General features: G+C 57.5%; 22 protein-coding genes. 10 read left to right on the top strand and 12 right to left on the bottom strand.

Features of this window, described 5'->3' with window-relative positions:
• Positions 1-10 precede the first annotated feature (10 nt).
• The 3 genes from RWZ58_RS06590 to RWZ58_RS06580 all read left to right on the top strand — a co-directional run bounded on the left by RWZ58_RS06590 (position 11) and on the right by RWZ58_RS06580 (position 3333).
• Positions 11-1060, top strand: a complete 1050-nt coding sequence (locus tag RWZ58_RS06590; RefSeq protein ID WP_314658081.1) for a glycosyltransferase family 4 protein — start codon at positions 11-13, stop codon at positions 1058-1060.
• Positions 1061-1125: 65 nt separating this feature from the next.
• A complete protein-coding gene (locus RWZ58_RS06585; RefSeq protein ID WP_314658080.1) occupies positions 1126-2073 on the top strand; it encodes a glycosyltransferase family A protein in 948 nt (315 codons plus the stop codon).
• A 12-nt stretch (positions 2074-2085) separates the two neighbouring features.
• Positions 2086-3333: a glycosyltransferase gene (locus tag RWZ58_RS06580; protein WP_314658079.1), complete on the top strand. Its 1248-nt coding sequence runs from the start codon at positions 2086-2088 to the stop codon at positions 3331-3333.
• Between the two features lie 86 nt (positions 3334-3419).
• Here the strand turns inward: RWZ58_RS06580 and RWZ58_RS06575 are convergent, their stop codons facing one another.
• From RWZ58_RS06575 to rfbA, 4 genes are all read right to left on the bottom strand, one after another.
• A complete protein-coding gene (locus RWZ58_RS06575; RefSeq protein ID WP_294627774.1) occupies positions 3420-3728 on the bottom strand; it encodes a PqqD family protein in 309 nt (102 codons plus the stop codon).
• Positions 3725-4582: a nucleotidyltransferase family protein gene (locus RWZ58_RS06570; protein ID WP_314658078.1), complete on the bottom strand. Its 858-nt coding sequence runs from the start codon at positions 4580-4582 to the stop codon at positions 3725-3727. Before RWZ58_RS06570 ends, RWZ58_RS06575 begins: the two co-directional genes overlap by 4 nt.
• Before the next feature lie 111 nt (positions 4583-4693).
• Positions 4694-6166: a polysaccharide biosynthesis tyrosine autokinase gene (locus RWZ58_RS06565; RefSeq protein WP_314658077.1), complete on the bottom strand. Its 1473-nt coding sequence runs from the start codon at positions 6164-6166 to the stop codon at positions 4694-4696.
• 97 nt (positions 6167-6263) lie between these two features.
• Positions 6264-7124, bottom strand: a complete 861-nt coding sequence (gene rfbA / locus RWZ58_RS06560; protein WP_294642767.1) for a glucose-1-phosphate thymidylyltransferase RfbA — start codon at positions 7122-7124, stop codon at positions 6264-6266.
• Positions 7125-7198: 74 nt separating this feature from the next.
• On the opposite strand from rfbA, the gene rfbB reads away from it, so the two are divergent.
• From rfbB to RWZ58_RS06525, 7 genes are all read left to right on the top strand, one after another.
• A complete protein-coding gene (gene rfbB / locus RWZ58_RS06555) occupies positions 7199-8197 on the top strand; it encodes a dTDP-glucose 4,6-dehydratase (RefSeq protein ID WP_314658076.1) in 999 nt (332 codons plus the stop codon).
• The gene (rfbD, locus tag RWZ58_RS06550) at positions 8197-9621 is read left to right on the top strand and encodes a dTDP-4-dehydrorhamnose reductase (RefSeq protein WP_294642765.1); all 1425 of its coding nucleotides are present in this window, start codon (positions 8197-8199) and stop codon (positions 9619-9621) included. Before rfbB ends, rfbD begins: the two co-directional genes overlap by 1 nt.
• A gap of 244 nt (positions 9622-9865) precedes the next feature.
• Complete coding sequence (locus RWZ58_RS06545; protein WP_012904012.1) at positions 9866-10525, top strand: 50S ribosomal protein L25/general stress protein Ctc; 660 nt, start codon at positions 9866-9868, stop codon at positions 10523-10525.
• A gap of 146 nt (positions 10526-10671) precedes the next feature.
• Positions 10672-11259 (top strand): aminoacyl-tRNA hydrolase, encoded by a 588-nt coding sequence (gene pth, locus RWZ58_RS06540; protein ID WP_294616762.1) that lies wholly within the window; start codon positions 10672-10674, stop codon positions 11257-11259.
• A gap of 155 nt (positions 11260-11414) precedes the next feature.
• Positions 11415-12713, top strand: coding sequence for a cysteine desulfurase (locus RWZ58_RS06535; protein ID WP_314658075.1), 1299 nt, complete (start codon positions 11415-11417; stop codon positions 12711-12713).
• Between the two features lie 65 nt (positions 12714-12778).
• Positions 12779-13249, top strand: coding sequence for a Fe-S cluster assembly sulfur transfer protein SufU (gene sufU / locus RWZ58_RS06530; RefSeq protein WP_049327952.1), 471 nt, complete (start codon positions 12779-12781; stop codon positions 13247-13249).
• Positions 13250-13788: 539 nt separating this feature from the next.
• Positions 13789-14286 (top strand): adenylyltransferase/cytidyltransferase family protein, encoded by a 498-nt coding sequence (locus RWZ58_RS06525; RefSeq protein ID WP_005508886.1) that lies wholly within the window; start codon positions 13789-13791, stop codon positions 14284-14286.
• 152 nt (positions 14287-14438) lie between these two features.
• Here RWZ58_RS06525 and RWZ58_RS06520 read toward each other — a convergent pair whose 3' ends face one another.
• The 8 genes from RWZ58_RS06520 to RWZ58_RS06485 form a co-directional block, all read right to left on the bottom strand.
• Positions 14439-14936: a DUF2505 domain-containing protein gene (locus RWZ58_RS06520; RefSeq protein WP_294642761.1), complete on the bottom strand. Its 498-nt coding sequence runs from the start codon at positions 14934-14936 to the stop codon at positions 14439-14441.
• 250 nt (positions 14937-15186) lie between these two features.
• Positions 15187-15897 (bottom strand): glycosyltransferase, encoded by a 711-nt coding sequence (locus RWZ58_RS06515; RefSeq protein WP_314658074.1) that lies wholly within the window; start codon positions 15895-15897, stop codon positions 15187-15189.
• Between the two features lie 277 nt (positions 15898-16174).
• Entirely contained in the window at positions 16175-16657 is a 483-nt protein-coding gene (gene pssD / locus RWZ58_RS06510) for a PssD/Cps14F family polysaccharide biosynthesis glycosyltransferase (protein ID WP_049327955.1), read from the bottom strand.
• Positions 16658-16858: 201 nt separating this feature from the next.
• Positions 16859-18091 (bottom strand): Wzz/FepE/Etk N-terminal domain-containing protein, encoded by a 1233-nt coding sequence (locus tag RWZ58_RS06505; RefSeq protein WP_314658073.1) that lies wholly within the window; start codon positions 18089-18091, stop codon positions 16859-16861.
• A 66-nt stretch (positions 18092-18157) separates the two neighbouring features.
• Entirely contained in the window at positions 18158-20101 is a 1944-nt protein-coding gene (locus tag RWZ58_RS06500; RefSeq protein ID WP_314658072.1) for an oligosaccharide flippase family protein, read from the bottom strand.
• A complete protein-coding gene (locus RWZ58_RS06495; protein ID WP_314658071.1) occupies positions 20098-21453 on the bottom strand; it encodes an O-antigen ligase family protein in 1356 nt (451 codons plus the stop codon). Before RWZ58_RS06495 ends, RWZ58_RS06500 begins: the two co-directional genes overlap by 4 nt.
• A gap of 17 nt (positions 21454-21470) precedes the next feature.
• Positions 21471-22421, bottom strand: a complete 951-nt coding sequence (locus RWZ58_RS06490; protein WP_314658070.1) for a glycosyltransferase — start codon at positions 22419-22421, stop codon at positions 21471-21473.
• 11 nt (positions 22422-22432) lie between these two features.
• Positions 22433-23221 carry a CDP-alcohol phosphatidyltransferase family protein gene (locus tag RWZ58_RS06485; protein WP_314658069.1) on the bottom strand — a complete coding sequence of 263 codons (789 nt, stop codon included), beginning with the start codon at positions 23219-23221 and terminating at the stop codon, positions 22433-22435.
• Positions 23222-23604 lie beyond the last annotated feature (383 nt).

Below are 23604 nucleotides of genomic sequence, written 5' to 3'. Positions count from 1 at the left end.
GAGTAGAACAATGAAGAAAGAACTGTATATTGCTACCAATAACGGTGATATTGGTGGCGGCGAGGTTATGCTTCTGAACATTGCCCGCGCAGCCCGTAACCTCGGGTACAAGGTCACCATTGTGGGCCCCTCGGAACCGAAGCAACTCATGGAAGCTGCCGCGGATGAGGGTTTCCCTCGCATTATGTTGCCTGCTAAGAATCGCGCACAGTACATGCTTGCTTTGCGTGCATGGCATGCCCAGAATAAGGATGTCCTGCTTTGGTGCAATGGTCTGGTTCCCGCAGTAGCAACGGGTGGCCGTAAGAACCGCATCGTACACCTGCATCAGTACGCTACTGGTATCAATGCCAAGCTGGTACCGTTCGCTCGTCGTAATGCATCGGTTACTTTGGTGCCTAGCCGTTACGTCGCACGTGCTTGCCCTGGCAGCGAGGTTTTCGCTAACTGGGTCAACGGTGTCTCAACTGAGCTGGACCATCACGTTGGCGATCGTCGTCTGCGTGTTGGTTTCTTGGGTCGTCTGACTCCTGCTAAGGGTATTCCTGCTCTGTGCGAGGCGTTGAGCATTCTCAACAAGGATGAGATCATCTACGATTTCATCATCGGTGGCGAGCCTGTCTTTGCTTCTGAAGAGGGCCGTGTTGAGGTTGAGACTGCTCTGGCTCGTGTCGCACCGTTCAGCACCCGTTTGGGCTGGACCACTCCGGACCGATTGTTCTCTAACATTGATATGTTGGTTGTCCCCTCGGCTGGTGCTGAAGAGTCCTTTGGACTTGTGGTTGCTGAAGCGATGAGCGCGCGCATCCCTGTCGTTATCAGCGATGCTGCACCTCTGATGGAGGTTGTGGGTGGCAACGGCTCCTACCCCTATATCGTCCCGGTGAACCAGCCGCAGGCACTTGCTCAGGCGATTGAGAAGCTGGGTCAGGAAATCCGTGAGGAGACTGAAGAGCTGGCGGAGCGAACCTCCGAGCTGTTCTGGCGTTGGCAGGAAAACTACTCGCCTGAAGCAGGTAAGGTCCGTGTTGGTGAGATTCTGGAGCGTTTTATCCGCTAAGGTGCTTCTAAACGTATAAGCCATTCCCAGCGGAGATCCTCTCACTCAAACCCTGAAGGAAAATTATGACGACTACCCACCGTTACAAGGCCGCGGTTATCATCCCTTCTCGCGGTGGTGCAGATATTCTGCACTACCCGCTGGATGCCCTTGCCGCCCAGACCGAGAAGGACTTCCAGGTTATCGTGGTCCTCGACGGCGATATTGATAACAGTGAAGCTGTGCTTGACCGATACATTGCAGAAGGCAAGCTGAACCTGACCAAGATCGTTTTCGAGGAGAACCGCGGCCGCGTGGCTGCGTTGAACGCTGGCCACCGTGCGGCTGATGCGGATGTTCTTATCCGTTGCGATGACGATCTTGAGCCTGCTGCCGACTACGTTGAAGCGCGGATCCGCCTGCACCGTGATTACGACGGTGTGATTGGTACCTTGAAGAACGTGTACCCGGACACTCCCTACTCTCGTGTGTACGGTAACTTCCGCGATGCCCGATTCAAAGAAGGTGCCCTCAGCGTAGCTGAAGAAGGCCGTTGGCTGTACTGGAACGGCAACTCTTCTATCTCTGCTGAGTACTTTGACCGTACTGGCGGCTACGACCCCGCGTACCGCCTCTACGGCTGGGAAGACGTAGACATGGGCAAAATGGTTCATGACGCTGGTGGCCGTATCATCATCTCTGATGAGGTCGAGGTCAAGCACTACGCCGAGGCTACTACCGCTGCAGTGCGTGCTCTGCGCGCCCTGCACTCGGGCTCTGCCCGCACCATCTTCGTCCGTAAGCACGGCGAGGAAGCACACCCTGCCCCGAACCCGACGGGTCCGTGGGGGTTCTTGGTCAAGACCCTCGCTCGTTTCACCACCGAGAAGACCATTAAGGCTCTGGGCGATGCGAGCGATAAGATTCTGCTCAAGCTGCCTGCTAAGGCTGCTGAGAAGCTTGTGGCACTGCAGGTCGAGGCTGCATCCTACGCCGGTATTCACTATCCTGAGCGAGCTCAGAAAGTTTTCTAGGAGGAAAAGAAAATGTCACTCACTCAGCTCTTGACCTCCGCTCCGTTTACCGGGCCGAAGAACCCTGACGCGGTGCTTGCGGATATCCCGAAGAGCCTCAAGAAGCTTGGCCGCCTGGTGCGTCGTTACGTGCCGCTGGTGAAGCCTGAGGCTACTGAAGAGATTGCAATTGCCCACGACTACCTGACTCAGCGTGGCGGTGCGGAGCGTGTTGTGCTGGCAATGCACCGTGCGTTCCCGGATGCACCGATTTACACGACTCTGTACGACCCGGAGGGCACCTTCCCGGAGTTCAAGGACGCGAAGATTATCACGAGTCCGCTGAACAAGATTGGCTATCTGCGTCGTAACCACCGTATGGCTCTGCCGATTCTGCCGTTTGCTTCTTCTTTCTTGAAGGTGCCAGCTGAGCGTGCTGTGGTGTCCACGACTGGTTGGGCGCACGGCTTCAACTTCGCCGGCCGAAAGTTCATTTACTGCCATTCGCCGGCGCGCTGGCTCTATCTGAGCGATCAGTACCTGGGCGAGAAGAGCACCGGTCCCGTGCCTCTGCTGCTGAAGACTCTGCGTCCTGCACTGATGCTGTGGGACCACTGGGCGGCTCACCGTTCGGCGGTCTACGTAGCGAACGCGAGCGTGATTAAGAAGCGCATTGAGACGGTGTACGGTAAAAAAGATGTTCCGATTTTCTTCCCGCCGCACTCGGTAGACACCACCGCACCGGTTGAACCTATTCCGGGTCTGGAAGAGTTCACTGAGTCGGAGGACTACTTCCTGATTGTTTCGCGCCTGCTACCCTACAAGAACGTTGATAAGGCTGTTGAGGCATGCAACGAGTTGGGTAAGAAGCTGCTGGTGGTTGGTCGTGGCCCGGAGAAGGAACGCCTTGAAGCGCTTGCGGGCCCCACTGTTCGTATCGTTTCTGGTATTTCGGATGCCCAGCTGCGTTACGCGTACCGTCACTGTCTGGCGCTTCTGGCTATCTCTTATGAGGACTTCGGTATCACCCCGCTGGAGGCGGGCGCTAGCGGTAAGGCTGTGATTGCGTACCGTGCGGGCGGCTTCCTGGATACCATTCAGGAAGGCAAGACCGGTATGTTCATCAACCAGCCGACCGTGGAGCAGCTGGTGGAAGCGCTCAAGGCTTTCAACCCGGATGACTGGGACGCTGACTATATCCGTGAGCACGTTGACGGTTTCTCGGAGGCTCGTTTCATTAGCCGTCTGAAGACTTACGTGCAGGCTCTGCCCGAAGACTAAAAAGAGCTAGGTGGCTCATAGAAGAAGGCGGGGCGGTAGAACTATAAAGTTCTACCGCCCCGCCTTCTTTGTGTCTTCTTGGAAGCCTAGCGGGCTTCTAGGAGCCCCTTGGAGAGCAACTCGGGGATGAAACCCTCGATCTGCGGCCCCATGGTCTCTACAGGCTGTTCATACATTTCGCAGAGCAGATCGATAGCCTCCTGTAGAGACATCGGGTCCTCAAAGATACTCCAAATAATGGAGGCCGAATCCTGAAGAACAGACAGCTCACCGTTGGCAAGATTTGCAAGATACGTTGCTGTGGGGGAGTACTTAGCGAACTCTTCAGAATGAACGTACGCGATGTTCTCGGGGATACCGTAGACAGTCTGATGGGAATCTACCGGGTTGCTCATTTTTTCACCTTGATTCCGAAACGTTCAAAGAACTTGGCACGAATTTCAGCCTTGGTGGGGGTGCGTCCCAGCTGCATTGCCAAGTGGTCCTTATTCACGAAGAAAATATTTTTGAGGGTGCGTAGCTTATCGTGCAGGGTGGTTGCTGACTGCAGACGCCCAATCCACTGAATATAGTGGGGGACGTCCTGAGAGACAGACAGCCACAGCAGGTAGTCGCGGTCGTCACGGTACTGCTCCAGACCGCCCATCGCTGCGCTATACGCCAGGGAGGAGTCAAGCTCCTCCGCACGGGCGCGCAGGCGCTGCCAATCGCTGTAGGAGAGCAGAGAGACCAGATAGTTAATATCTGCGCTGTAACGCGATGCCGCGCGGGCGCGGTGAAGCACCACGAGAAGACGCGCATCCAAATCGCTGGGGACAACGCAGGGACGGTGAGCGATCATGCGAGTCTTACGTGCCGCCCAGACACGGTCAAACGCCTTCTCATAATCGCCATGGCGTCCAAGACCGGGGAAGAAACGATGAATGTCGGTCAGACCCCATGAAGCGTGGTAGAGCGTCATCGCGTGTTCGAACACGGAGCCTGTCTCGAAATGGGCTTGAATACGCCATCCGTCTGCCCTGAGGATCTCTACAAAGCGGTCCACGTGAGAGGGGCGAACCAGCAGGTCAGCGTCGGAGCTATACCTGCCCTTGCGGTAAATTTCCTGGGAGAAAGCGTAGCCTTTGACATGCAGAATATCGATGGAATGCAGGTCGGCAATTCGCTGGAAGTAGGCGTGCGCAAGCCGAATCCGTGCCGCAAGAGGAGTGGTCTGCGGCTCCGGGGTATTGGGTGAGTGAGTGGTCACAATAGCCTTTCGGTGCACATGTATACCAGATAAGTATAAGGCGGGACGGACAGAAAAACTGCCCATCCCGCCCTAAGTTGCTCCCTAAGATTTAGGGGGCTTATTACGTTATTACTTCTTAGCCGAGGACTTCTTGGACGACTTCTTATCGCCGTCCTTACCGTAACCGTAGTAGGTGGAGTAACCGACGTACGAGCTTGCGTAACCGAAGCCGTAGTAGGAGTTACCCAGGCCCTTACGGGGTGCACGGTTCAGAACCATACCGAAGAGGTTAGCGTTAACCTTCTTCAGGATGCTTGCTGCCTCAGTCATCTGTTCACGGTGGCTTCGACCGATAGAACCAACGAGGATCACGCCATCCACGGAGTGGGAGAGCAGCGAAGCGTCGGTCACGGGCAGTAGCGGCGGAACGTCGACAACCACGATGAACTCTTCGGAGAGCTCGTTGATCAGCTGGCGCATCTTATCCGAGCCCAGAAGTTCGGAGGGGTTCGGGGGGATACGACCTGCGGGCAGGACGAAGAGGTTCGAATCGCCCAGCTGGTGCACAGCGTTAGCAATCTCAACCTGGCCAGCCAGAACCTGGGTCAGACCAACCTTAGCGTCGAGCTTCAGCTTCTTAGCCACGGTCGGGCGGCGGAGGTCGGCGTCAATGAGGATGACGGGCGAACCTGCATCAGCCATTGCGCGAGCCAGCGAAAGCGACACGGTCGACTTACCTTCACCGGGCACTGCGGAGGTGACGATGAACGAACGAGGGGGAGTGTCAACGTTCACGAAGCGCAGGTTAGTGCGCAGCTGACGGATGGACTCCTGTGCGATGTGATCGTCGGTGTCACCGTTAACGATATTCTCTTCGTTCAGGTCCTCACTGACGGGCAGAACGCCGAGGACGCTTGCACCGGTTGCCTTGGTAGCGTCGTCACGGGTACGGATACGCTGATCAAGTGCGCGGCGCAGGAAGATAGCCAGATACACCAGGGCCAGGCCAGCAACGGCGCCAACGAGCACGTTCTGCTGGTAGTTCGGAGCCACCAGCGGCGGGTTCACGCTTGCGTTGTTCAGCGGAATCACGCGAACGGTGTTGTTGGTGGTGGGGGATGCGCTAGTGTTTTCGCCGTTCACCAGTGCCTGAGCGTTACCGGGGTTCTGCTCAATTTCCTTGATGTAGTCGGCGGTAGCCTGCAGTGCACCGTTAGCGAGCAGCTGTGCGTTCTTCGGGGAAGAAGCCTGTGCGCTTACGGTAATCAGTGCAGCGTTGTCACCTGCGGTTGCGGTGAGGCTAGAACGAATCTGACCGGTGGTCAAGGACAGTTCGGGGTTGTTCTGCTTAATCTTCTGTGCCACGGCCTCAGAGGAGACGATAGCTGCGTAGGAGCGAGCACGCTCCTTAGCGGCTGTAGAGCCCGAGAGAACATCCACCGTACCGGACTCGCCCACGGTCACGTAGCCCGAGGACGATGCAGCATAGACCTTCGGCTGGAGAGAGGCATAGCCGAAGCCCGCTGCGGCACCGACAACGATGCCAATGATCAGCAGCCAGAGGTTAGCCCTCGTGGTGCGGAAAAATTCCAAAATGGTCATGGTAGTGAGAATACTCCAGAAAGGTTTGAGTTAGCGTACCTGCAACGTGGAGTGTTGTTGCAGGCGGTGAAGGGATACTAGATCCCCTGGTGGGTTATTAGCGGAGCAATCCGAGCAGGTAGCTACCGTAGCCGCTCTTGACGAGGGGGGTAGCGATGTCGCGCAACTGATCATCGGAGAGCCAGCCGTGGCGCCACGCAATTTCCTCCGGGCAACCAACTGACAGGCCCTGACGGCTCTGAACGGTGCGGATGAAGTTAGTGGCATCAGCGAGTGAATCAAAGGTTCCGGTATCGAGCCACGCAGTGCCACGAGGCAGAACCTCGACCTTCAGTTTACCCTGTTCCAGGTAGACGCGGTTAAGGTCAGTGATTTCCAACTCACCGCGCGGAGAAGGCTTAATCTGACGTGCATACTCTACAACCTTCGAGTCGTAGAAGTACAGACCCGGAATTGCGTAGTCGCTCTTGGGGTTCTCGGGCTTCTCTTCGATGGACAGCGCGTTGAAGTTCTCATCGAATTCCACCACACCGTAGGCGCGAGGGTCAGCAACCCGGTAAGCGAAGACGGTTGCGCCGTCCTTCTGCTCGTAGGTGGCAAGCTGAGTACCCAGGCCGGGGCCGTAGAAGATATTGTCACCGAGCACGAGTGCTACAGGGTCGTTACCAATAAAGTCAGCACCCAGAATAAATGCCTGTGCCAGGCCATCCGGAGAAGGCTGCACCTTGTATTCGAGATTAATACCGAAACGGGAACCGTCACCGAGCAATCGCTGGAACTGCTCCTGATCGGCAGGAGTGGTAATAATCAAAATATCGCGGATACCCGCCAGCATGAGAGTGGACAGCGGGTAGTAAATCATCGGCTTGTCATAGACCGGAGTGAGCTGCTTGCTAATACCCTGAGTGATAGGGTGCAAACGGCTTCCGGTACCGCCGGCAAGAATAATTCCCTTCATAACTTCTTATTGTGTCATGTTTATCTCGTTGTTGAGGCATAAAAATCACCGTTTAGCCAGGTAAAATCTACCGTATGGCTCACATTCTTGTTACCGGCGGTGCCGGTTTTATTGGTTCGAACTTTGTTCACCACCTCATCGATAACACTGATCACACTATTACTGTGCTGGATAAGATGACCTACGCCGCAAATGCTGCGTCTTTGGATGGTCTTCCTGAATCCCGCTTCAAGCTCGTCGTAGGCGACATCGCCGACCGCGAGCTGGCTGACGAACTGGTCAGCAAGGCAGACGCTGTTGTCCACTACGCTGCGGAATCGCACAACGACAACTCCCTGTCCAACCCCGAACCGTTCATCCACACTAACCTCATCGGTACTTTCAGCCTTCTGGAAGCAGTCCGTAAGCACGGTACTCGCTACCACCACATCTCCACCGACGAGGTCTTCGGCGACCTCGAGCTGGACGATCCTGCAAAGTTCACCGAAACCACCCCCTACAACCCCTCTTCTCCTTACTCCTCCACCAAGGCAGGTTCCGACCTGCTCGTGCGTGCATGGGTCCGCTCCTTCGGTATTGAAGCAACCATCTCTAACTGCTCCAACAACTACGGCCCCTACCAGCACATCGAGAAGTTCATCCCCCGCCAGATCACTAACATCCTCTCGGGCCTGACCCCGAAGCTGTACGGCGAGGGCCTGAACGTTCGTGACTGGATTCACGCGTCCGACCACTCTTCTGCTGTGCTGCGCATCCTGGAGCAGGGCAAGATTGGTGAAACCTACCTCATCGGTGCAGACGGCGAAGAGAACAACATCACCGTTCTGCGTACCATCCTGCGCCTGATGGGTAAGGATGAGAACGACTTCGAGCACGTGGTTGACCGCCCCGGTCACGACCTGCGTTACGCAATCGACGGTAGCCGCCTGCGTGCAGAGCTCGGCTGGGAGCCGAAGTTCACCGACTTCGAGTCCGGTCTTGCCGACACCATTAAGTGGTACACCGACAACCGCGGCTGGTGGGAGCCCCTGAAGGCTGAGGTTGAGGCTAAGTATGCAAAGGCTGGCCAGTAATGACCAAGGAATTGAAGGTTACTGAAACCGAGATTCCCGGCCTGCTCATCATTGACCTGCCGGTTCACGGCGATAACCGCGGCTGGTTCAAGGAAAACTGGCAGCGCGAAAAGATGGTCGCAGCCGGTCTGCCCGACTTCAACCCGGTGCAGAACAATATCTCCTTCAACGCTTCGGTAGGTACCACCCGCGGTATCCACGCCGAGCCGTGGGATAAGTACGTGTCGGTTGCGACCGGCCGTATCTTCGGTGCGTGGGTTGACCTGCGCGCTGGCGAGTCCTTCGGCAAGGTCGTCACCGTTGAGCTGGGTCCGGACACCGCAATCTTCGTGCCCCGCGGCGTGGGTAACTCCTTCCAGACCCTGGAAGAGAACACCGCCTACACCTACCTGGTGAACGACCACTGGTCGGCGGACGCAGTATCCGGCTACAGCTTCCTGAACCTTGCCGATGAGACCGTCGCCATCGACTGGCCCATCGACCTGGCGAAGGCTGAGCTCTCCGAGAAGGACCGTAACCACCCGCGTCTGAACGAGATTAAGCCCCTGGAAGCTGACCCGATCCTGATTATTGGCGCGGGCGGTCAGCTCGGCACCGAGCTGGTTCGCCAGCTCACCGAGCAGAACGTACCCTTCCTGGCTGTGGACCGCGACCGCCTCGACCTGGGTAAGCCCGAGCAGTGGCGCGACGCATTCCGCTGGCGCTCCTTCCGTGCGGTCATCAACGCTGCAGCGTACACCGCAGTGGATCAGGCAGAAACCCCCGAGGGTCGCCGCGACGCCTGGGCAGCTAACGCCCTGGGCGTGAGCGCTCTTGCCTCCATCTGTGAAGAAGCTAACCTGCCGCTGGTACACGTATCCACCGACTACGTCTTTGACGGTTCCCTGCCCCTGGGTGAGGAATACCCGGAGGATCACCCCTTGGCACCGCTGAGCGTCTACGGCGCATCCAAGGCTGCCGGTGAGGTTGCCGCCGCCGCGTGGCGTAAGCACTACACCCTGCGCACCAGCTGGGTTGTCGGTGCTGGCAAGAACTTCGTGGGCACCATGGCCTCCCTGGCAGAGCGCGGCATCGACCCGTCCGTGGTCGCCGACCAGTGGGGTCGCCCGACCTTCACCCAGGATTTGGCAGCTGCTGCTCTGCACCTGCTCTTCTCGGGCGCGGAATACGGCACCTACAACGTGTCGAACACCGGCGAGGTCATCAACTGGGCCCAGTTCGCCCGCGCGGTGTACGAGGGTACCGGCCACGACCCGGCACGCGTCAGCGACACCACCACCGAGGCCTACTTCGCCAACGTTGAGCTTTTCGCTCACCGTCCGACGAACTCGGCAATGGACCTGTCCAAGCTGATTGCCGCAGGCTTCACCCCGCGTGATCACCGCGAGGCGCTTGCCGCCTACTTGGCAGAAATGGGCTCCTAATCCTCTAAGGAATTGGCTCTATATCTGCTGACAACAGCATAAAAGGCGTGAAAAGCGCCATATCACAGGTTCCCGGCCCTTGAAGAAGAGCCGGGAACCTGTACAATATTGTCTTGGCCAAGGCGGTGGAATACACGAAACGTGTAGGTCCGTAACTGACGGTGGCTGGTTGGAAAGAGATTTCTGGCGCCAGTCCCTATTCCACTTGGCGCATAACTTCTAACCAAGAAAGGGTGGACAACTCATGTCAGATACCATCAAAATTTCAGCTACCGTACGTAGCGACTTCGGCAAGGGCTACGCGCGCCGCATCCGCATGGCAGGCGACATCCCCGCCGTCATCTACGGCCACGGCGAAGAGCCCAAGCACGTAGTACTCCCCGGCCACGCAACCACCCTGGCTGCCCGCGTCCCCAACGCTATCCTCGACCTCGACATCGAAGGTGAATCACACCTCGCAATGATCAAGGACATCCAGCGTCACGCAATCCGCCCTGAACTGCAGCACATCGACCTGCTGACCGTTAAGCGCGGCGAGCGCGTTGAGATTGAGGTTCCTGTACACGTTGAAGGCGAGCCTGCTGTTGGCGCCGTTGCTAACCAGGAAGAAACCGTTCTTCTGGTTGAAGCTGACGCACTGAAGGCACCCGAAGCTTTGACCGTGAGCATCGAAGGCCGCGAAGCTGGCGCTCACGTTCTGGCATCAGACGTTGAACTGCCCTCAGGCGTAACCCTGGTTGCAGACGCTGAACTGCTGATCGTTAACGTTTCTGAGCCCGAGGAACTCGACGTTCCCGAGCCCGGTGAAGAAGGCGAAAACGCACCCGAGGGTGACATCGTTGAAGCTTCCGAGGAATCAGATCAGGCTGGCGAAGCTCACGACTCAGATAACTCAAAGCACTAGACCGCGCCCTGCGCCTAGCGCAACAATGATTTGTGGATGGCCCGCCGCTACCTCTCTTCTGAGGTGGTAGCGGGCCATACTCATAGAATGGTGTAGTCCATGAATTTTCTAAAAACCTTTTACAGCGCCGTGGAAAGGGCGAAGATATGTCTGATGCGTGGCTCATTGTTGGTCTGGGGAACCCGGGCCCGGAGTACGAGAAAACCCGCCATAACATCGGCCAGATGGTGGTTGATGAACTGGCGCGTGAAGTAGGCGGTGGCTTCAAGAAGCACGGACGCGCGCGCGCCCAGGTGCTGGAAGGACGTTTGGGTATAGGCGGACCCAAGGTAGTGCTGGCCAAGCCCCTGACCTATATGAACACCTCGGGCGGCCCGGTATCGGCTCTAGCCCAGTTCTACGATATTAACCCCGACCGTATCATCGCGGTGCACGATGAACTGGATATCCCCTTCGACACCATTAAGCTCAAGATTGGTGGGGGAGAGGGCGGCCATAACGGTCTGCGTGATATCACCAAGGCGCTGGGCACCAAGGACTACTACCGCGTGCGTACCGGCATCGGTCGTCCGCCCGGACGCATGGACACCGCGGACTTCGTGCTCAAACCCTTCAGCAGCACCGAAGCGAAGGCTCTGCCGTTCCTCATCTCGAACGCCGCGGATGCAACCGTCATGCTCATCAAGGAGGGCCTACAGGCTACCCAGCAGCGCTACCACGGGGCCGCATCCTAGCCGATTGCCTCGCCGCTGTGCGCCCCGCGAACTAGGCTCTACCTAACTATGCAAGAGCCACTCAAGGGAATAAGCTAGAAAAGAATGACGTTATACGCTCCACGACGGGAAAATACCCGACCCGTGGAGCGTATGAGCGAGAGAAGAAGGTACCCGTGGCTGAATACTCCACCCCCGCCAACACCCCGCTGAGCGACGACATCGTACGCCAGCTTCGCCAGGATTTCCCGATCCTCAACACCGAGGTCAACGGGCATCCCTTGGTTTACCTGGATTCGGGGGCGACCAGCCAGAAACCCCTTCAGGTGCTCGACGCAGAACGCGACTTCTACCTGCACGCTAACTCCGCCGTACACCGTGGCGCACACACCCTCGCGGTCGAAGCAACCGACCTGTTTGAGGACGCGCGCATCACCGTCGCCAACTTTGTGGGCGCCACGGATGAAGAGCTCGTGTGGACCTCCAACGCAACCGAGGCGCTGAACCTGGTTGCCTACTCCATTGGTAACGCCTCCCAGGGTATCGGTGGTCCCGCCGCTGAGCGTTTCGCGCTGGGCCCCGGCGACGAAATCGTCACCACCGAGATTGAGCACCACGCTAACCTCATCCCCTGGCAGATTCTTGCCCAGCGCACCGGCGCGACCCTGCGCCACATCCCCTCCACCGAGGACGGTCAGCTCGACTACGCGGCAGCCGAGGGCATCATCAATGAGAAGACCCGCATCGTGGCGTTCACCCACGTCTCGAACGTGACCGGCGCAATTACCGACGTGCCCCGCATGGTTGCCATGGCTCGTAAGCACGGCGCTCTCGTTGTGCTGGATGCCTGTCAGTCCGTACCGCACATGCCCGTAGACTTCCACGCCCTGGACGTCGACTTTGCGGCGTTCTCCGGCCACAAGATGCTGGCGCCCACCGGCATTGGCGCCCTCTACGGCCGCGCCGAACTGCTGAACGCCCTGCCGCCCTTCCTGACCGGTGGCTCCATGATTACCCGCGTGGGTCTGCAGGACGCCGAGTACATGCCCGCCCCCATCAAGTTTGAGGCGGGCACCCAGCGCGTCTCGCAGGCAGTCGCCTTCGCCGCTGCCGTGCGCTACCTGCAGCACCTGGGTATGGAGAACGTTGAGGCGTGGGAACACGAACTGGGCGCTCGCCTGGTTGAGGGCGTTCAGAAGATTGAAGGCGTGCGCCTGCTCGGCCCCGCCGACCCCTCCAAGCGTGCCGGCCTGGTTGCTCTCGCAATCGACGGCGTGCACCCGCACGATGTGGGTCAGCTGCTCGACACCCAGGGCATCGCCGTGCGAGTGGGCCACCACTGCGCCCAGCCGCTGCACCGCTGCGCCGGTGTGACCGCCTCGACCCGCGCCTCCACCTACATCTACAACACGACCGAAGATGTGGACGCCTTCCTGAAGGCACTCGCTGAGGTTCGCCCCTACTTCGGTCTCTAAAACAGACGCGTTAGATGCTAACGCCCCAATTTTTCAGACATACCAACTGACGGAAGAAGAACACCATGTCTCTTGAATCCCTGTACCAGGAAATCATTCTGGAGCATTCTAAGCAGCGCAGCGGCGAGCACCTCGTTGAGGTACCCGCCGGCCATGCAAGCGCCGATAACCACCAGTACAACCCCACCTGCGGTGACGAAATCAACTTGCGCGTGGTGCTCTCTGACGAGCTGAAGGACGGCGAGAAGACCATCGAGTCTATCTCTTGGGAAGGTGACGGTTGCTCCATCTCCATGGCTGCCGCTTCTGTGCTTTCTGAAATGGCTCCCGGTATGACTACCTCCGAGCTTCAGCGCCACGTGGATGCGTTCCGCGAGATGCTGCGCTCGCGCGGCAAGGTGACCCTGGACGAAGAAGAGTACGGCGATATGGCGGCATTCTCTGGCGTTTCGAAGTTCATGGCGCGCGTGAAGTGCGCAATGCTCTCCTGGGTTGCTGTTGAGGAAGCCACTAAGGAAGCAGCTGCTAAGAATTAGTTCTTTGCTGGGGAGGCAGGCTGAAGTGACGGGGAGTAGCTAGTATTTGAACGCCAATCGAAAATACCGAATGGTTACCGAAATGGCTTTCGAAGCTAAAATCCTGCACCAGGACGTAGGTATTTGATGTCAAAGTATGCAGAAAATACTGGCTAAAAATCTTCGCTAAAACCTAGCAAATAATTGTTTATCTATATAAGCTTTCTTTGATTTCAGGTAAGGTATAGAAAATATGAGGCGGATACTACACTGTATCCGCCTCATATTTATATCTTCCCCTTTTTCCTCCAAAAAGGTGACTGGTAAAATAAAAGGACGAAGGGCGCCCAACCAGCACCCTCGAGAAACTCTTTTCGGACCCGCACGTTCTAAGGCAACAGCGTGAAGAAATAGGGCAATATAAGAAAATATTTTCTCAATATTGCACATTCTTCGTTTCATCTCATGCTCTCACCCTAGACCGCGGATACGTTTCTCACCCTCCGGTACCTCAACCACACCGGAATACCCATCGCCGCTACCAACCACAAGGAAGCCCCATGATTATTGGCTACGCCGCAGGCGCCTACGACCTTTTCCACTACGGCCACCTCGAGATTCTCCGCAAGGCCAAGGAAAACTGCGACTACCTCATTGCAGGCGTCGTGCACGATGATGTCCTGGAAGTGACCAAGGGCCGCCGCCCCGTCATCCCCATCGAAGAGCGTGCCGCCATCGTCAGCCACATCGACTACGTGGACGAAGTGCACGTCGAAACCACCCCCGACAAGCTCGAAACCTGGAAGCAGAAGCCCTTCAACGTCTTCTTCAAGGGCGACGACTGGAAGGGCACCGACAAGGGTAACGCTCTCGAAGCACGCTTCGCAGAGGTCGGCGTGGAGGTACACTACTTCCCCTACACCGAGCACACCTCCAGCACCAAGCTCCGCAAGGTTGTTGATCTGCTCGAAGCAGAACACGACCTGCGCGTAGAGATGCGCCGCTTCGCCGAACTGCTCGGCGAGCGCGAGTACTCCGAGGCGATTGTCGCTTCCTAACGCGCATAGGCCCTCATACGGGCGCTAGAGCTCGTAGAGACCCATAAAGAACAGAGGATCCCCGCCGTAATTACTTACGACGGGGATCCTCTGTATATCGGCGTATCTAGCCGTATATCAGCTACACCTCCAAAGGCGAGCGTTTATAAGCTTTAGCGCTGTGCCAGCCACTTCTCAGCGGAGGTGCCCAGAACCTTCAGCACGCGGCCAACCTGCGGCTCAGCTGCGGCAGCGATCTTCTTGCCCACCAGCGGGATGGAGCAAGAAACCTCGCCGTTGACGTCCAGGCGGGTCTGCTCACCCTCGGGGGTCAGCTTCTGGGTAGCCTGAGCGGAAACGGGCACGCCGTTAACCTTCACCTCGGTGGAGACGGTGCGTGCACCATCAGCTGCCGGTGCGCTCACGGTGTCCACCTGAGTCATGGAGACACCGCTACCGACGAACTTACGAGCGATGTCCGGTACGCGCTCAGCGGGCACGGTGCGCTCGGTGGTTGCGGTGAACTCTGCGGAGGTGTCACCGGAAACGGAGAAGCTACCGAACTCAACGCCAACCTCGGAGCAGACGAAGCGTGCGAAGTCCTCGCTGGAGAACGCCTCGATAACCTGCTCAACGCTTGCGTTGATAACGGTCGATTCCTGAACTGCCATAATTGTTCCTTTCGTAGTGCGCGAAAACCCCGCGCATTATCCCTTACTAAGGATACGGTGCGCGGGGTTTCGCAACCAATGTAAAGACGCGAATCCACCTGAGAATATGCCGTGAACAAGGGAAAACATCCACAGCCTCTCACAGGGTGGTTGGAGGATTCGCATGCCGGTCTAAAAATGTGGGAAGCACCCGGCAGAGCACCTCCCACACCGCATCACGAGGATGCTGAGCTTAGAAAGCAAGAAAACCTTAGGCGCTGGGAGCCATCGCGTCGATGCGAGCCATCTCAGCCTTACCCGCACGGTGCGCGCGAGCGGCCTGCTTCAGACGGCCCCAGAAGGAATCCTTACGGTGGGTCTTGCCAGCGAGCAGGTCCTGCAGTTCCTCGCCCAGCTGAGCTGCGGAAATCTCCGGGGTGGAGACGTACGGCTCAGCGGTGCGGAACAGGGAGGGGTTCGCTAGAGCAAGATCGAGCTTAGCGAAGAGATCTTCACGGCTCTCAACAACAACAGCGTGGCCGCGCTTCTCCATCAAAGCGGTGAAGGGGACCTGGTGGTTGTCAACAACCTCATCGAACTCTGCGCGGCGCGGAACAGCCAGGGGCAGAGCGCCGGTGCGGCGGGCATCCTGGATAGAGCCGGGGCCGCCCTGAACCAGCACCACGCGTGCGGTTGCGTAGTAGTCCAGCAGTTCGGAGGCGGGAAGAAGCTTAAGGTTGTCTGCGTGCTTAATGGGCGCAGTGTGACCGTGCTGCACGAGGCAGGTGACCTCGGGGTGAGCCTCAAGGTAAGCCTCAACCCAGCGCAGGAGACGATCAAAAGTGTGAACGTCGGTGCCGAGGGACACCACCAAATCGTAAGTCTTGGTAGGAATACGAACGGGCGCGACGGCAGGGGTAAATACGGGCAGGTCGAACTTGGAAGTATCAACGCTGACGCGGGGGAAGTTCTGAATAGACATCGCCTATTCCTCTCTATGTATTTATCGGTAGTAACCCCGTATACCTGACGCAAAAATCCGGAGGGCATCATGGGTATACGCGGTGGCGTCGTGCCGGAGAAAATGGTGAGTAATCTCCGCATACGCTTCTCTGGCGAGTGGTTAGTTCGCTTGGATGGTGAGTCCACAGTGGAGCGCACGACTTATGCGTATCTGTATGTATTAATAAATACTATACCCTGAAAATAACGCCCCCAGCACACGCGGGGACGCTATTTCCAGGATAAATTCATCACTCTTAGAAAATGGGATGAATTACACGAGAATCAGGGAAATTCTCCTGCTGTTCCTCGCTCTGAACAATAATTCGATCAGCAAAGGTGTACAGCATCTTGCCGGTCATCGTCGGCAGAGTCGGTCGGTCAAAACACTCAATGTAAAGAGTCTTTACGCCAAAAAGTTTAGCCGCAACAAAGAAAGGAACAGCAACACCCGCACCCGCAGAAACAACCGCATCCGGGCGTTCCTTCGGGAAAATACGAAATGCCAAGAACAAATTACGAATAGCGTTCTTAATATTTCGAGTGGTCGGGTAATACGCCCAATAGGTCTTCTCATCAGCGAGAGAAGATTCAACATCGGGCTGCTTAAAGCTAACCCATACGCGGTCATAATCCTGCCACGCAGCAGAAGTAGCCGTCAGATGCTTCAAGTGTCCGCCACTGCTAGAAACCAGCAGAAGCTTCTTCTTCGGTGCCTGAGAGGAAGTTGCCTCAGTCATAGTGTTCTCCTAAAGCCCCAATACAAGAGAAAAATAAGAAGAGAAGATAAGGGTGAGCTGCCGGGCCCGGCAACACTTGCATCAACAGACCTGCCGCAACAGATCCGCCTCAGCAGGTGTCACCGCACCCTACGCTCAAGGACGAAGGACGAACCCGCACAGAAGCGAGGCATCCATCAACAGAAACCCGATTACTCGCAATTACTCGCGGTCCAGGAACACAGCCAGAGCGTTCACGCCCTCAAGCTGATCCAGCTGAGTGAAGAGCTCACGAACCTGCTGCAGAGAAGTAGCCGCAGTCACCGGAACCAGAGCAACGCCGCCAGCCTGAACGAAACGCAGCTGGGTCGACAGGGGAGTAGCGGTGCTCAGGCTGATCACCAGAGGAGTCTCGCTCTTCTCAACCAGCGACTCGGGAGTGTGGCGGGTCAGAGCGTCACGGACCGAAGCGTAATCGGTGAAACGTGCGTACTCAGTGGGCAGAACACGCTGCAGCATCTGGTACAGGTGCTCAACACCGCGGTCAGTACCGGGCAGAATCACAATGCCGGAAGCGCCAGCGCTCTTCACGTCGCCGTCAGGAGCACCAATGGTGCGCAGCAACATGAACGCGTCATTCGCCTCAGAAGTGGAACCCAGCTCGTGAACAGGGATACCAGCATCCTCCAGACGATCAGCGTAACCAACGTGACGCATGGTGCGGTCACGACCGTACGCCAGCACAGCACCAATCAGCAGACCGGCAACAGCACCAACAATACCCATCTTCACCGGGCCAAGAGCCGAGGAAGAAGAAGGCACCTGAGCCTCGCTCATCACGCGGCCACCGGTGGTAGAAGTCAGCTGAATCTGAGCGCGACGGTCCTGCAACTGAGAAAGCAGAGCCGCGCGGTTGTTGTCACCCTCGAGGGCAGAAATCTGCTCATCAATCTGGTGCAGAGCAGAATCAACGCTGCTCTTCAGCGACTCGGAACGAACCTGCAGGTACGCGTTCGCCATAGCGTTAGCGTAACGTGCAGCCTCAGTGCCGTTGGGGCGGGTCACCTCAATATCCAGAACAGCAGTCTGGGAGGTGCCAGTCACCTTGACGGAGTTCATCAAGCGGCTGGTCAGCTGAGCCTCAGAGAGAGTATCGCCATTAGCAATCAGAGCCTTAGCCGCGTTCTGCGCAACCTCACGAGAGGATGCAACGCGAGACTCGGTCGCAATATCCACCTTCGCGGAGTTAGCGCTACCGGTACCGGCGGGATCAACCACCAGCGGGTAAACAACCAGCGAAGCCTTAGAAGTGTACTTGCTATTGGTCATGTAGCCGTAGGCGGCACCCACCACAGCGAAAACCACAACCGACAGCAGAATCAGCAGACGGTGTCGGAAAATGCGACGTACCTGGCTGCCAAGGGTAACCGAGGAGGTATGAGAGGTGTTATCCATGAGGACATCCTTGAGGAAGAGAAACGGACACTAAATATCGGAGAAAAACGTAGAAGAAGCGGAAGTCTAAGACTTCGCTCGGCGGGCAGACAGGAAACGCTCAATACCGAGTGCCTTACGGAAGCGGAACAGCACCGCACCGTACACCGGCACCAGCAGCACCACGTACACGATGACACCCAAAACGCTCTGACCCAAGATGGCCAAAGACACCAGAGCGCACACCGTCGGAACAGCCGCGCCCAAGAAGAGCGACGGAGCCATCTCGCGAGCCGAAGCTCGAATACCGACCAGACGGAACACCTGGTAGCTCGCCAGGAAGGTATCAATCAGCAGAGCAGATGCCCACGCCGTCACCGCACCGTACAGGCCCCAAACCGGAACCAAGGTGAAGTTCAAGGTCACAGCCACCGCCAGCGAAGAGAGCTTGTTCAACAGCTGCCAGCGGCTCTTACCGCTCATCAGCAGAACAGACTGCACACCACCGGCACTCATCGACAGCATCGCTGCCGGGCAAATCACCCAGAGAATACCAGCGCCAGCCTCGAAGCCCTTGCCGAAGAAATGCAACAGCACGGGGCCGAAGAACGCCAGAGAGAGGTAGAACGGCCACGACAGCGCAGTCAACACGCGAGTGGTCGACAAGAAAATCTCTCGAGCACGATCCAGCTGACGAGTCGCCAACGCCGCACTAATCGACGGGCCAGTCACCACACGTCCGGTGTGCTCAATCATGGTGCCCACACGAACACAACGATTCACAGCACCATAGATGCCACCGGCAGCGGCACCCAAGAATGCCGTCACGACCAGTACGTCAATCCACTCCAGGATCGTCTCCACAATGGTAGCGACACCGCGTGCAGAGCTGAAACCCCAGAACGAGCGGAACGTCTCAGTCGGAGAATGCTCAGAGGGAAGGACCTCCACATGCTCCTCATTGGGGAATGCACGCTCCAACAACCAGAGTGCCACAATCGCGGTCACCGCCACAGGCACAGTCCACGCGTACACCAAATCCATGAGCTGACCCGAGAACAGAACCACCAAACCCACAGCCGCAAAACGCAGAGTAGGAAGCAGAACATTCTGCAGAATCGTAAAGGTAACCACACGGTGCAGACCACGCAGAGCGCCGAAAAACACCGTCATCAGCGCCGCCACCAGCACGAAAGCCGAGCTGACGCGCATCGCCGCCTGATACTCGGGAGCCATAGGCACAATCTCGGTGTAGATGTACACCCCCGCCACCAGCAACACCGAAGTGACCAATGAGGGAACCAGACCGTACCGAATCAGCTGCGGAAGCACACCGTACCGACCCAGCGCACGCTGAGCACTCATCGTACGAACCAAGCCAGTATCCGCGCCGAAGGTTACCAGCGAAATCGCAATCGCAAAAAGCGCCATCAGACGGAAAAACTCGCCCGAACCCTCAGCACCAATACCGTTCGACACCACCATCGTGGTCACGAATGCGATACCCGCACCGTACATCACGCACAGAGAAGCAAGAGAGCCGCTCTTCGCCAAGCTAGGCTGCTTACCCTTAGCAGGAGCCTTCTTGACCAGCGTATTGACCGGCGCATCCTTCACGGAGCCGCTATCAGCCTGAGCCTTAGAATCGGCAGACTCAGCAGTAGCCGAGGCTATCCGTCGGGAACCGGGTAGATGAGCACCCGCCGCAGCGGTGGCGCTCGCATCTGCAGAATCTGTAGCTTCAGAACCCACTACCAAAGACTCGGGGAGCGAGTCCTTAGGGGCAAAGCCCTGAGCAGGAGGCACAATCGACAGAGCCGTGGTCGCCGGAAAACGACCCGAGCGGATGTCATCCACCGTCGGAGCGAACTCATCAGCAGAAGACTCAGCCTCTTCCGCTGCCGGCTCCACATACTCGCCGCTCTCACGCAGACGCGCACGGCGGCTAGGATGACCACCCGTCGAATATGCATCGTCGAAAGATGAAACCGCAGAAGTATCTAAGCCACGAGGGGACTGATTCTTCGTCATAGCCCCTCACCATCCCGAATGGAACGAATGCACGCCATTGACGCGAGCATCAGAATGGTCAGCTGAGCAATATCGAAGCTGTAGAAAATAAAGACAACGCAGCACGCCACCGGAACACTATGCAACCAGTACCCGGAGGCGGTCTTCACTCGTGCGCCGCTTGCCACAGTGCACACCATGAAGAGCGCGAATAATGCCAGACCCACAAAACCGAAGCAGAACATCAGAGTCCACAGGTAGCCCTGGGTACCCATCGACACGCCAATGCTCGGTTCCATACGCGGAGTGCCATAACCGATAATCGGGGACTCCAGGGTCGCCTTCCAAGTAGCACGGTAGAGCGCCGCACGACCACCGGTGGAGTCCGAGTAGTCCTGACGACCCAGAATATGGTCCACAGTGCCCGAAGCAAAGAGTGCAACAACCACAGCCGCAATCGCCGCAACACCCATACCCACAGCACGCCAATTAGCCGCCAGGAACTGACGCAGCAAAACGTACGCCGCGCTAATACCCAAACCAATGAACATGCCGCGGTTACTGGTCGCAATCGCCGGAACAGTAGAAAGAGCCATGCCAATCAGCAACGCAATACGCAGCCAGATGGAACGCAGACGCAACAGGCACGCCAGCATCACCGGAGTAAGCAGGGTATACGCCAGACCCCAACTATTCGCGTAGGGGAACGGTGCGGAGGGGCGAATATACGCCTCCGGGGCACCCCAAGGACGCTGAACCTCCGCCAGGGGAGGAAGCATATAGTCACGCACCAGCGGGTTCTGCATAAAACCAGAAGGCATGATGAAGCTCATCGGGGTACGCAGACGGAACTCAGGGAAGAGCACACCGCCGTAACCCAGAACAATGAGGGTCACCCACAGGGTCGCCAGACCACCCAACAACCTGTTGAGGCTAATAGAGGAACGCGCATTGTAGTAGTACAGGGCGTAAATGCCTGCACTGAGAATGTTCACAAAACGCAGACCCCAACCGATCATGTCGGTGGAACGGGTCAGAGCAAGCGCCGCAACAACAACCCACACGCAGAATGCACCCCACACCCACAGGGAACCGGGCACACGCACGTTACCTCGAATAATGAGGTAAAAAAGCATGATCGCTGCCAGTACCAGCGGCGCAATCTGAAGCAACCCCATAGCCCACAGCGCCGGGAAGCCGTACAGCAAAGCCAGCAGGGGCCAGGCGGGGAGCTTCTTCTGCGCTGTCGACATCGGGCGGATGCGCGCGCGGGCACGCAGAATACCGCTGGGCGGCGTACTAGCCGACTCCGCGGAATCCTTTAGCGCCACGGGCGAAGCACCCGGATGAGAAAGAACGGAAGAGGAAACCATGTCTGTGCGATACCTGGTTAGAGACCTCGACCGGTCTTCTGGACGAGATCAAGAAGAGTAGCGGGTTTAATAACACCGGTGGACACAACATACGCCGCCCATGCACGAAGCTGCTTGGGGTCACGGCGCAGAGCGGCACGAGCGTAAGCGCGCGCCTCCTTGTTGTTGCCCAGAGAAGCCTGAGCGTAGGCAATCTGACCGGCAATACGTGCCAGGCCCTTGGGATCCTGCTCAAATTCGGGGAACTTACGCAGAATGTAGCTCAGGCCGTCAACCATGGACTGCCACTTGCCGGAGAAGAAGGATGGACGGTCCCAGAGCACCAGAATCAGCGGCTCGGGTACGCTCAGCACATCGCCGTGGCGGGTTGCACGCAGCAACAGGTCGTAGTCTTCACCGTAGGCAGCGGGCAGCTCCTCATCGACCAGGCCGATGCGAGCGGGCTTACCGTCAACGCCGAGCAAATCCTCGCGAGAGTACAGCATAGCGGAAGGGTGAATCTCGGTGATGCGCGAACGCAGGAAGTCCGCGAAGGTCGCACGCTCGGGTGCCAGGCGCACGATGTCCTGACCGCCGGAGCGGACGGTAATACCCGAAGAGATAGCGGCTGCTTCGGGGTTTTCGCGCCAGAGAGCGACCTGCTGGGTGAGCTTGGACGGCATCCAGTAGTCGTCGTCATCGCAGAAGCCAATCATCTCGCCGCTGGAGGCGATAATGCCGCTGTTACGGCCGCCAGCCAGACCGCCGGAGCGGGTATTGGAGACAATCTTCAGAGCACGGTTCTCACCGACCTCAATATCTTCGAGATGGTCGGGCTCAACGCGGTCAAAGACGACAACAACCTCAACGAAGCCACGGTAGCTCTGCTCAAGAATGGAGCGGACCGCCACGCGCAGCAGTTCGGGGCGCTTGCCGTTGGTTGCAATTACGGCGGAAACGGCAGGGTTGCGAGAGGTGAAGTGCATCATTGGGTTTCTCCTTACTCAGCGGGGGTCGCGAGGCTAACGTACTTGCGACGCATGGACAGCAGAACAGTTGCGGCGTTAGCCAGCAGAAGCAGTGCATAGACGATGACGAATACGGGGCCGAAACCAACGAAAATGTAAATCCAGCAGAGGGTGCCAGCGTCCATGTGCAGGTTGATGAAGGAGCGCAGCGGGCCACCGGTCGGCGGTGCCGCGGTCTTGCGGTTGTTGCGCAGCTGCTCAGCCAGAATCTGGCTCATGAAGTGACCGGCGGTCAGCGCGGTGAAAATCATCGGCATAGCAATAATCCAGCCGTTGAATGCGCTGGAATCGGTGAAAGAGTAGTGTGCCGGGTACAGCAGGAAGGAGAGCAGAGTCGCCATGTGCACGGAGGGCACACGGATGGAGTCGACCACGTGGTCGAGCCACTCACCGGCGGGAGAAGACGCACCGGTCACGCGAGCAACCTGGCCGTCAGCAGAGTCCAGACCGTAACCGAGGGCGAAAAGCAGCGCAACGCAGATACCTACACCGACGCTGGGCGGGCAAGTGATCAGAACGATGAGGCCTGCTGCGGAACATGCAGCGGAAATAGCGGTAACGCCGTTGGGAGTGATGCCCAGAGCGACAGCCGTCGCAGCGAAGTAGCGTGCTACTCGGCGGTTAACCCAGCGAGTGTAGGCGGGAACGCCAATGCCAGGCTTCTGTGCTGCTTCAAGGGAGCGCAAGGTGTGGGAAAACTTCGCAGAAAATCCCGATGCGGGTGCGGAGTTTGGGGTGTGAGGTGCCTCAGAGGTGGACATGCACATTCCTTTTTAATCGGTGAGAGGAGTGAAGGAGAGCGAATTACTCCCTTTCGGGGTGGTCGCGAGAAAGTCCGGAAGTCCCGCACGCGAAAATAAGGGGTGGTTGGTCCCTTTTTCACATACACCACTATATAGATATTTTACAACGAGATAAAGTGCGACAGGGCGCGTGTGGTCAGGGTCAACAATTGTGTCGTAAAAAGCCGCTGACAATGCGCTTTAGTGCAGATTGGCGGGTCCCTGAAAGGTGGTTAGGGGCCTAGCCAACCGGGGGTATCAATGCTTTCTTCCTGCGAATTATGGTTTTAGAATTCATATCTTAACATTGCGCAGAGACGCACATAACAGAAACACAAATAACAGGAATAAATGATGCAAAA

Source organism: uncultured Rothia sp., from assembly GCF_963544205.1.
Classification (GTDB): domain Bacteria; phylum Actinomycetota; class Actinomycetes; order Actinomycetales; family Micrococcaceae; genus Rothia.
The sequence above is the reverse complement of the archived record's forward strand: the minus strand, read 5'-3'. Positions and strand labels throughout refer to the sequence as shown.

Excerpts from the sequence above, each read along its gene's own strand:
- RWZ58_RS06590 (WP_314658081.1), top strand. The coding sequence starts at position 11 with ATGAAGAAAGAACTGTATATTGCTACCAATAACGGTGATATTGGTGGC.
- RWZ58_RS06585 (WP_314658080.1), top strand. The coding sequence starts at position 1,126 with ATGACGACTACCCACCGTTACAAGGCCGCGGTTATCATCCCTTCTCGC.
- RWZ58_RS06580 (WP_314658079.1), top strand. The coding sequence starts at position 2,086 with ATGTCACTCACTCAGCTCTTGACCTCCGCTCCGTTTACCGGGCCGAAG.
- RWZ58_RS06575 (WP_294627774.1), bottom strand. The coding sequence starts at position 3,728 with ATGAGCAACCCGGTAGATTCCCATCAGACTGTCTACGGTATCCCCGAG.
- RWZ58_RS06565 (WP_314658077.1), bottom strand. The coding sequence starts at position 6,166 with ATGACCATTTTGGAATTTTTCCGCACCACGAGGGCTAACCTCTGGCTG.
- rfbA (WP_294642767.1), bottom strand. The coding sequence starts at position 7,124 with ATGAAGGGAATTATTCTTGCCGGCGGTACCGGAAGCCGTTTGCACCCT.
- rfbB (WP_314658076.1), top strand. The coding sequence starts at position 7,199 with ATGGCTCACATTCTTGTTACCGGCGGTGCCGGTTTTATTGGTTCGAAC.
- rfbD (WP_294642765.1), top strand. The coding sequence starts at position 8,197 with ATGACCAAGGAATTGAAGGTTACTGAAACCGAGATTCCCGGCCTGCTC.
- RWZ58_RS06545 (WP_012904012.1), top strand. The coding sequence starts at position 9,866 with ATGTCAGATACCATCAAAATTTCAGCTACCGTACGTAGCGACTTCGGC.
- pth (WP_294616762.1), top strand. The coding sequence starts at position 10,672 with ATGTCTGATGCGTGGCTCATTGTTGGTCTGGGGAACCCGGGCCCGGAG.
- sufU (WP_049327952.1), top strand. The coding sequence starts at position 12,779 with ATGTCTCTTGAATCCCTGTACCAGGAAATCATTCTGGAGCATTCTAAG.
- RWZ58_RS06525 (WP_005508886.1), top strand. The coding sequence starts at position 13,789 with ATGATTATTGGCTACGCCGCAGGCGCCTACGACCTTTTCCACTACGGC.
- RWZ58_RS06520 (WP_294642761.1), bottom strand. The coding sequence starts at position 14,936 with ATGGCAGTTCAGGAATCGACCGTTATCAACGCAAGCGTTGAGCAGGTT.
- RWZ58_RS06515 (WP_314658074.1), bottom strand. The coding sequence starts at position 15,897 with ATGTCTATTCAGAACTTCCCCCGCGTCAGCGTTGATACTTCCAAGTTC.
- pssD (WP_049327955.1), bottom strand. The coding sequence starts at position 16,657 with ATGACTGAGGCAACTTCCTCTCAGGCACCGAAGAAGAAGCTTCTGCTG.
- RWZ58_RS06505 (WP_314658073.1), bottom strand. The coding sequence starts at position 18,091 with ATGGATAACACCTCTCATACCTCCTCGGTTACCCTTGGCAGCCAGGTA.
- RWZ58_RS06500 (WP_314658072.1), bottom strand. The coding sequence starts at position 20,101 with ATGACGAAGAATCAGTCCCCTCGTGGCTTAGATACTTCTGCGGTTTCA.
- RWZ58_RS06495 (WP_314658071.1), bottom strand. The coding sequence starts at position 21,453 with ATGGTTTCCTCTTCCGTTCTTTCTCATCCGGGTGCTTCGCCCGTGGCG.
- RWZ58_RS06490 (WP_314658070.1), bottom strand. The coding sequence starts at position 22,421 with ATGATGCACTTCACCTCTCGCAACCCTGCCGTTTCCGCCGTAATTGCA.
- RWZ58_RS06485 (WP_314658069.1), bottom strand. The coding sequence starts at position 23,221 with ATGTCCACCTCTGAGGCACCTCACACCCCAAACTCCGCACCCGCATCG.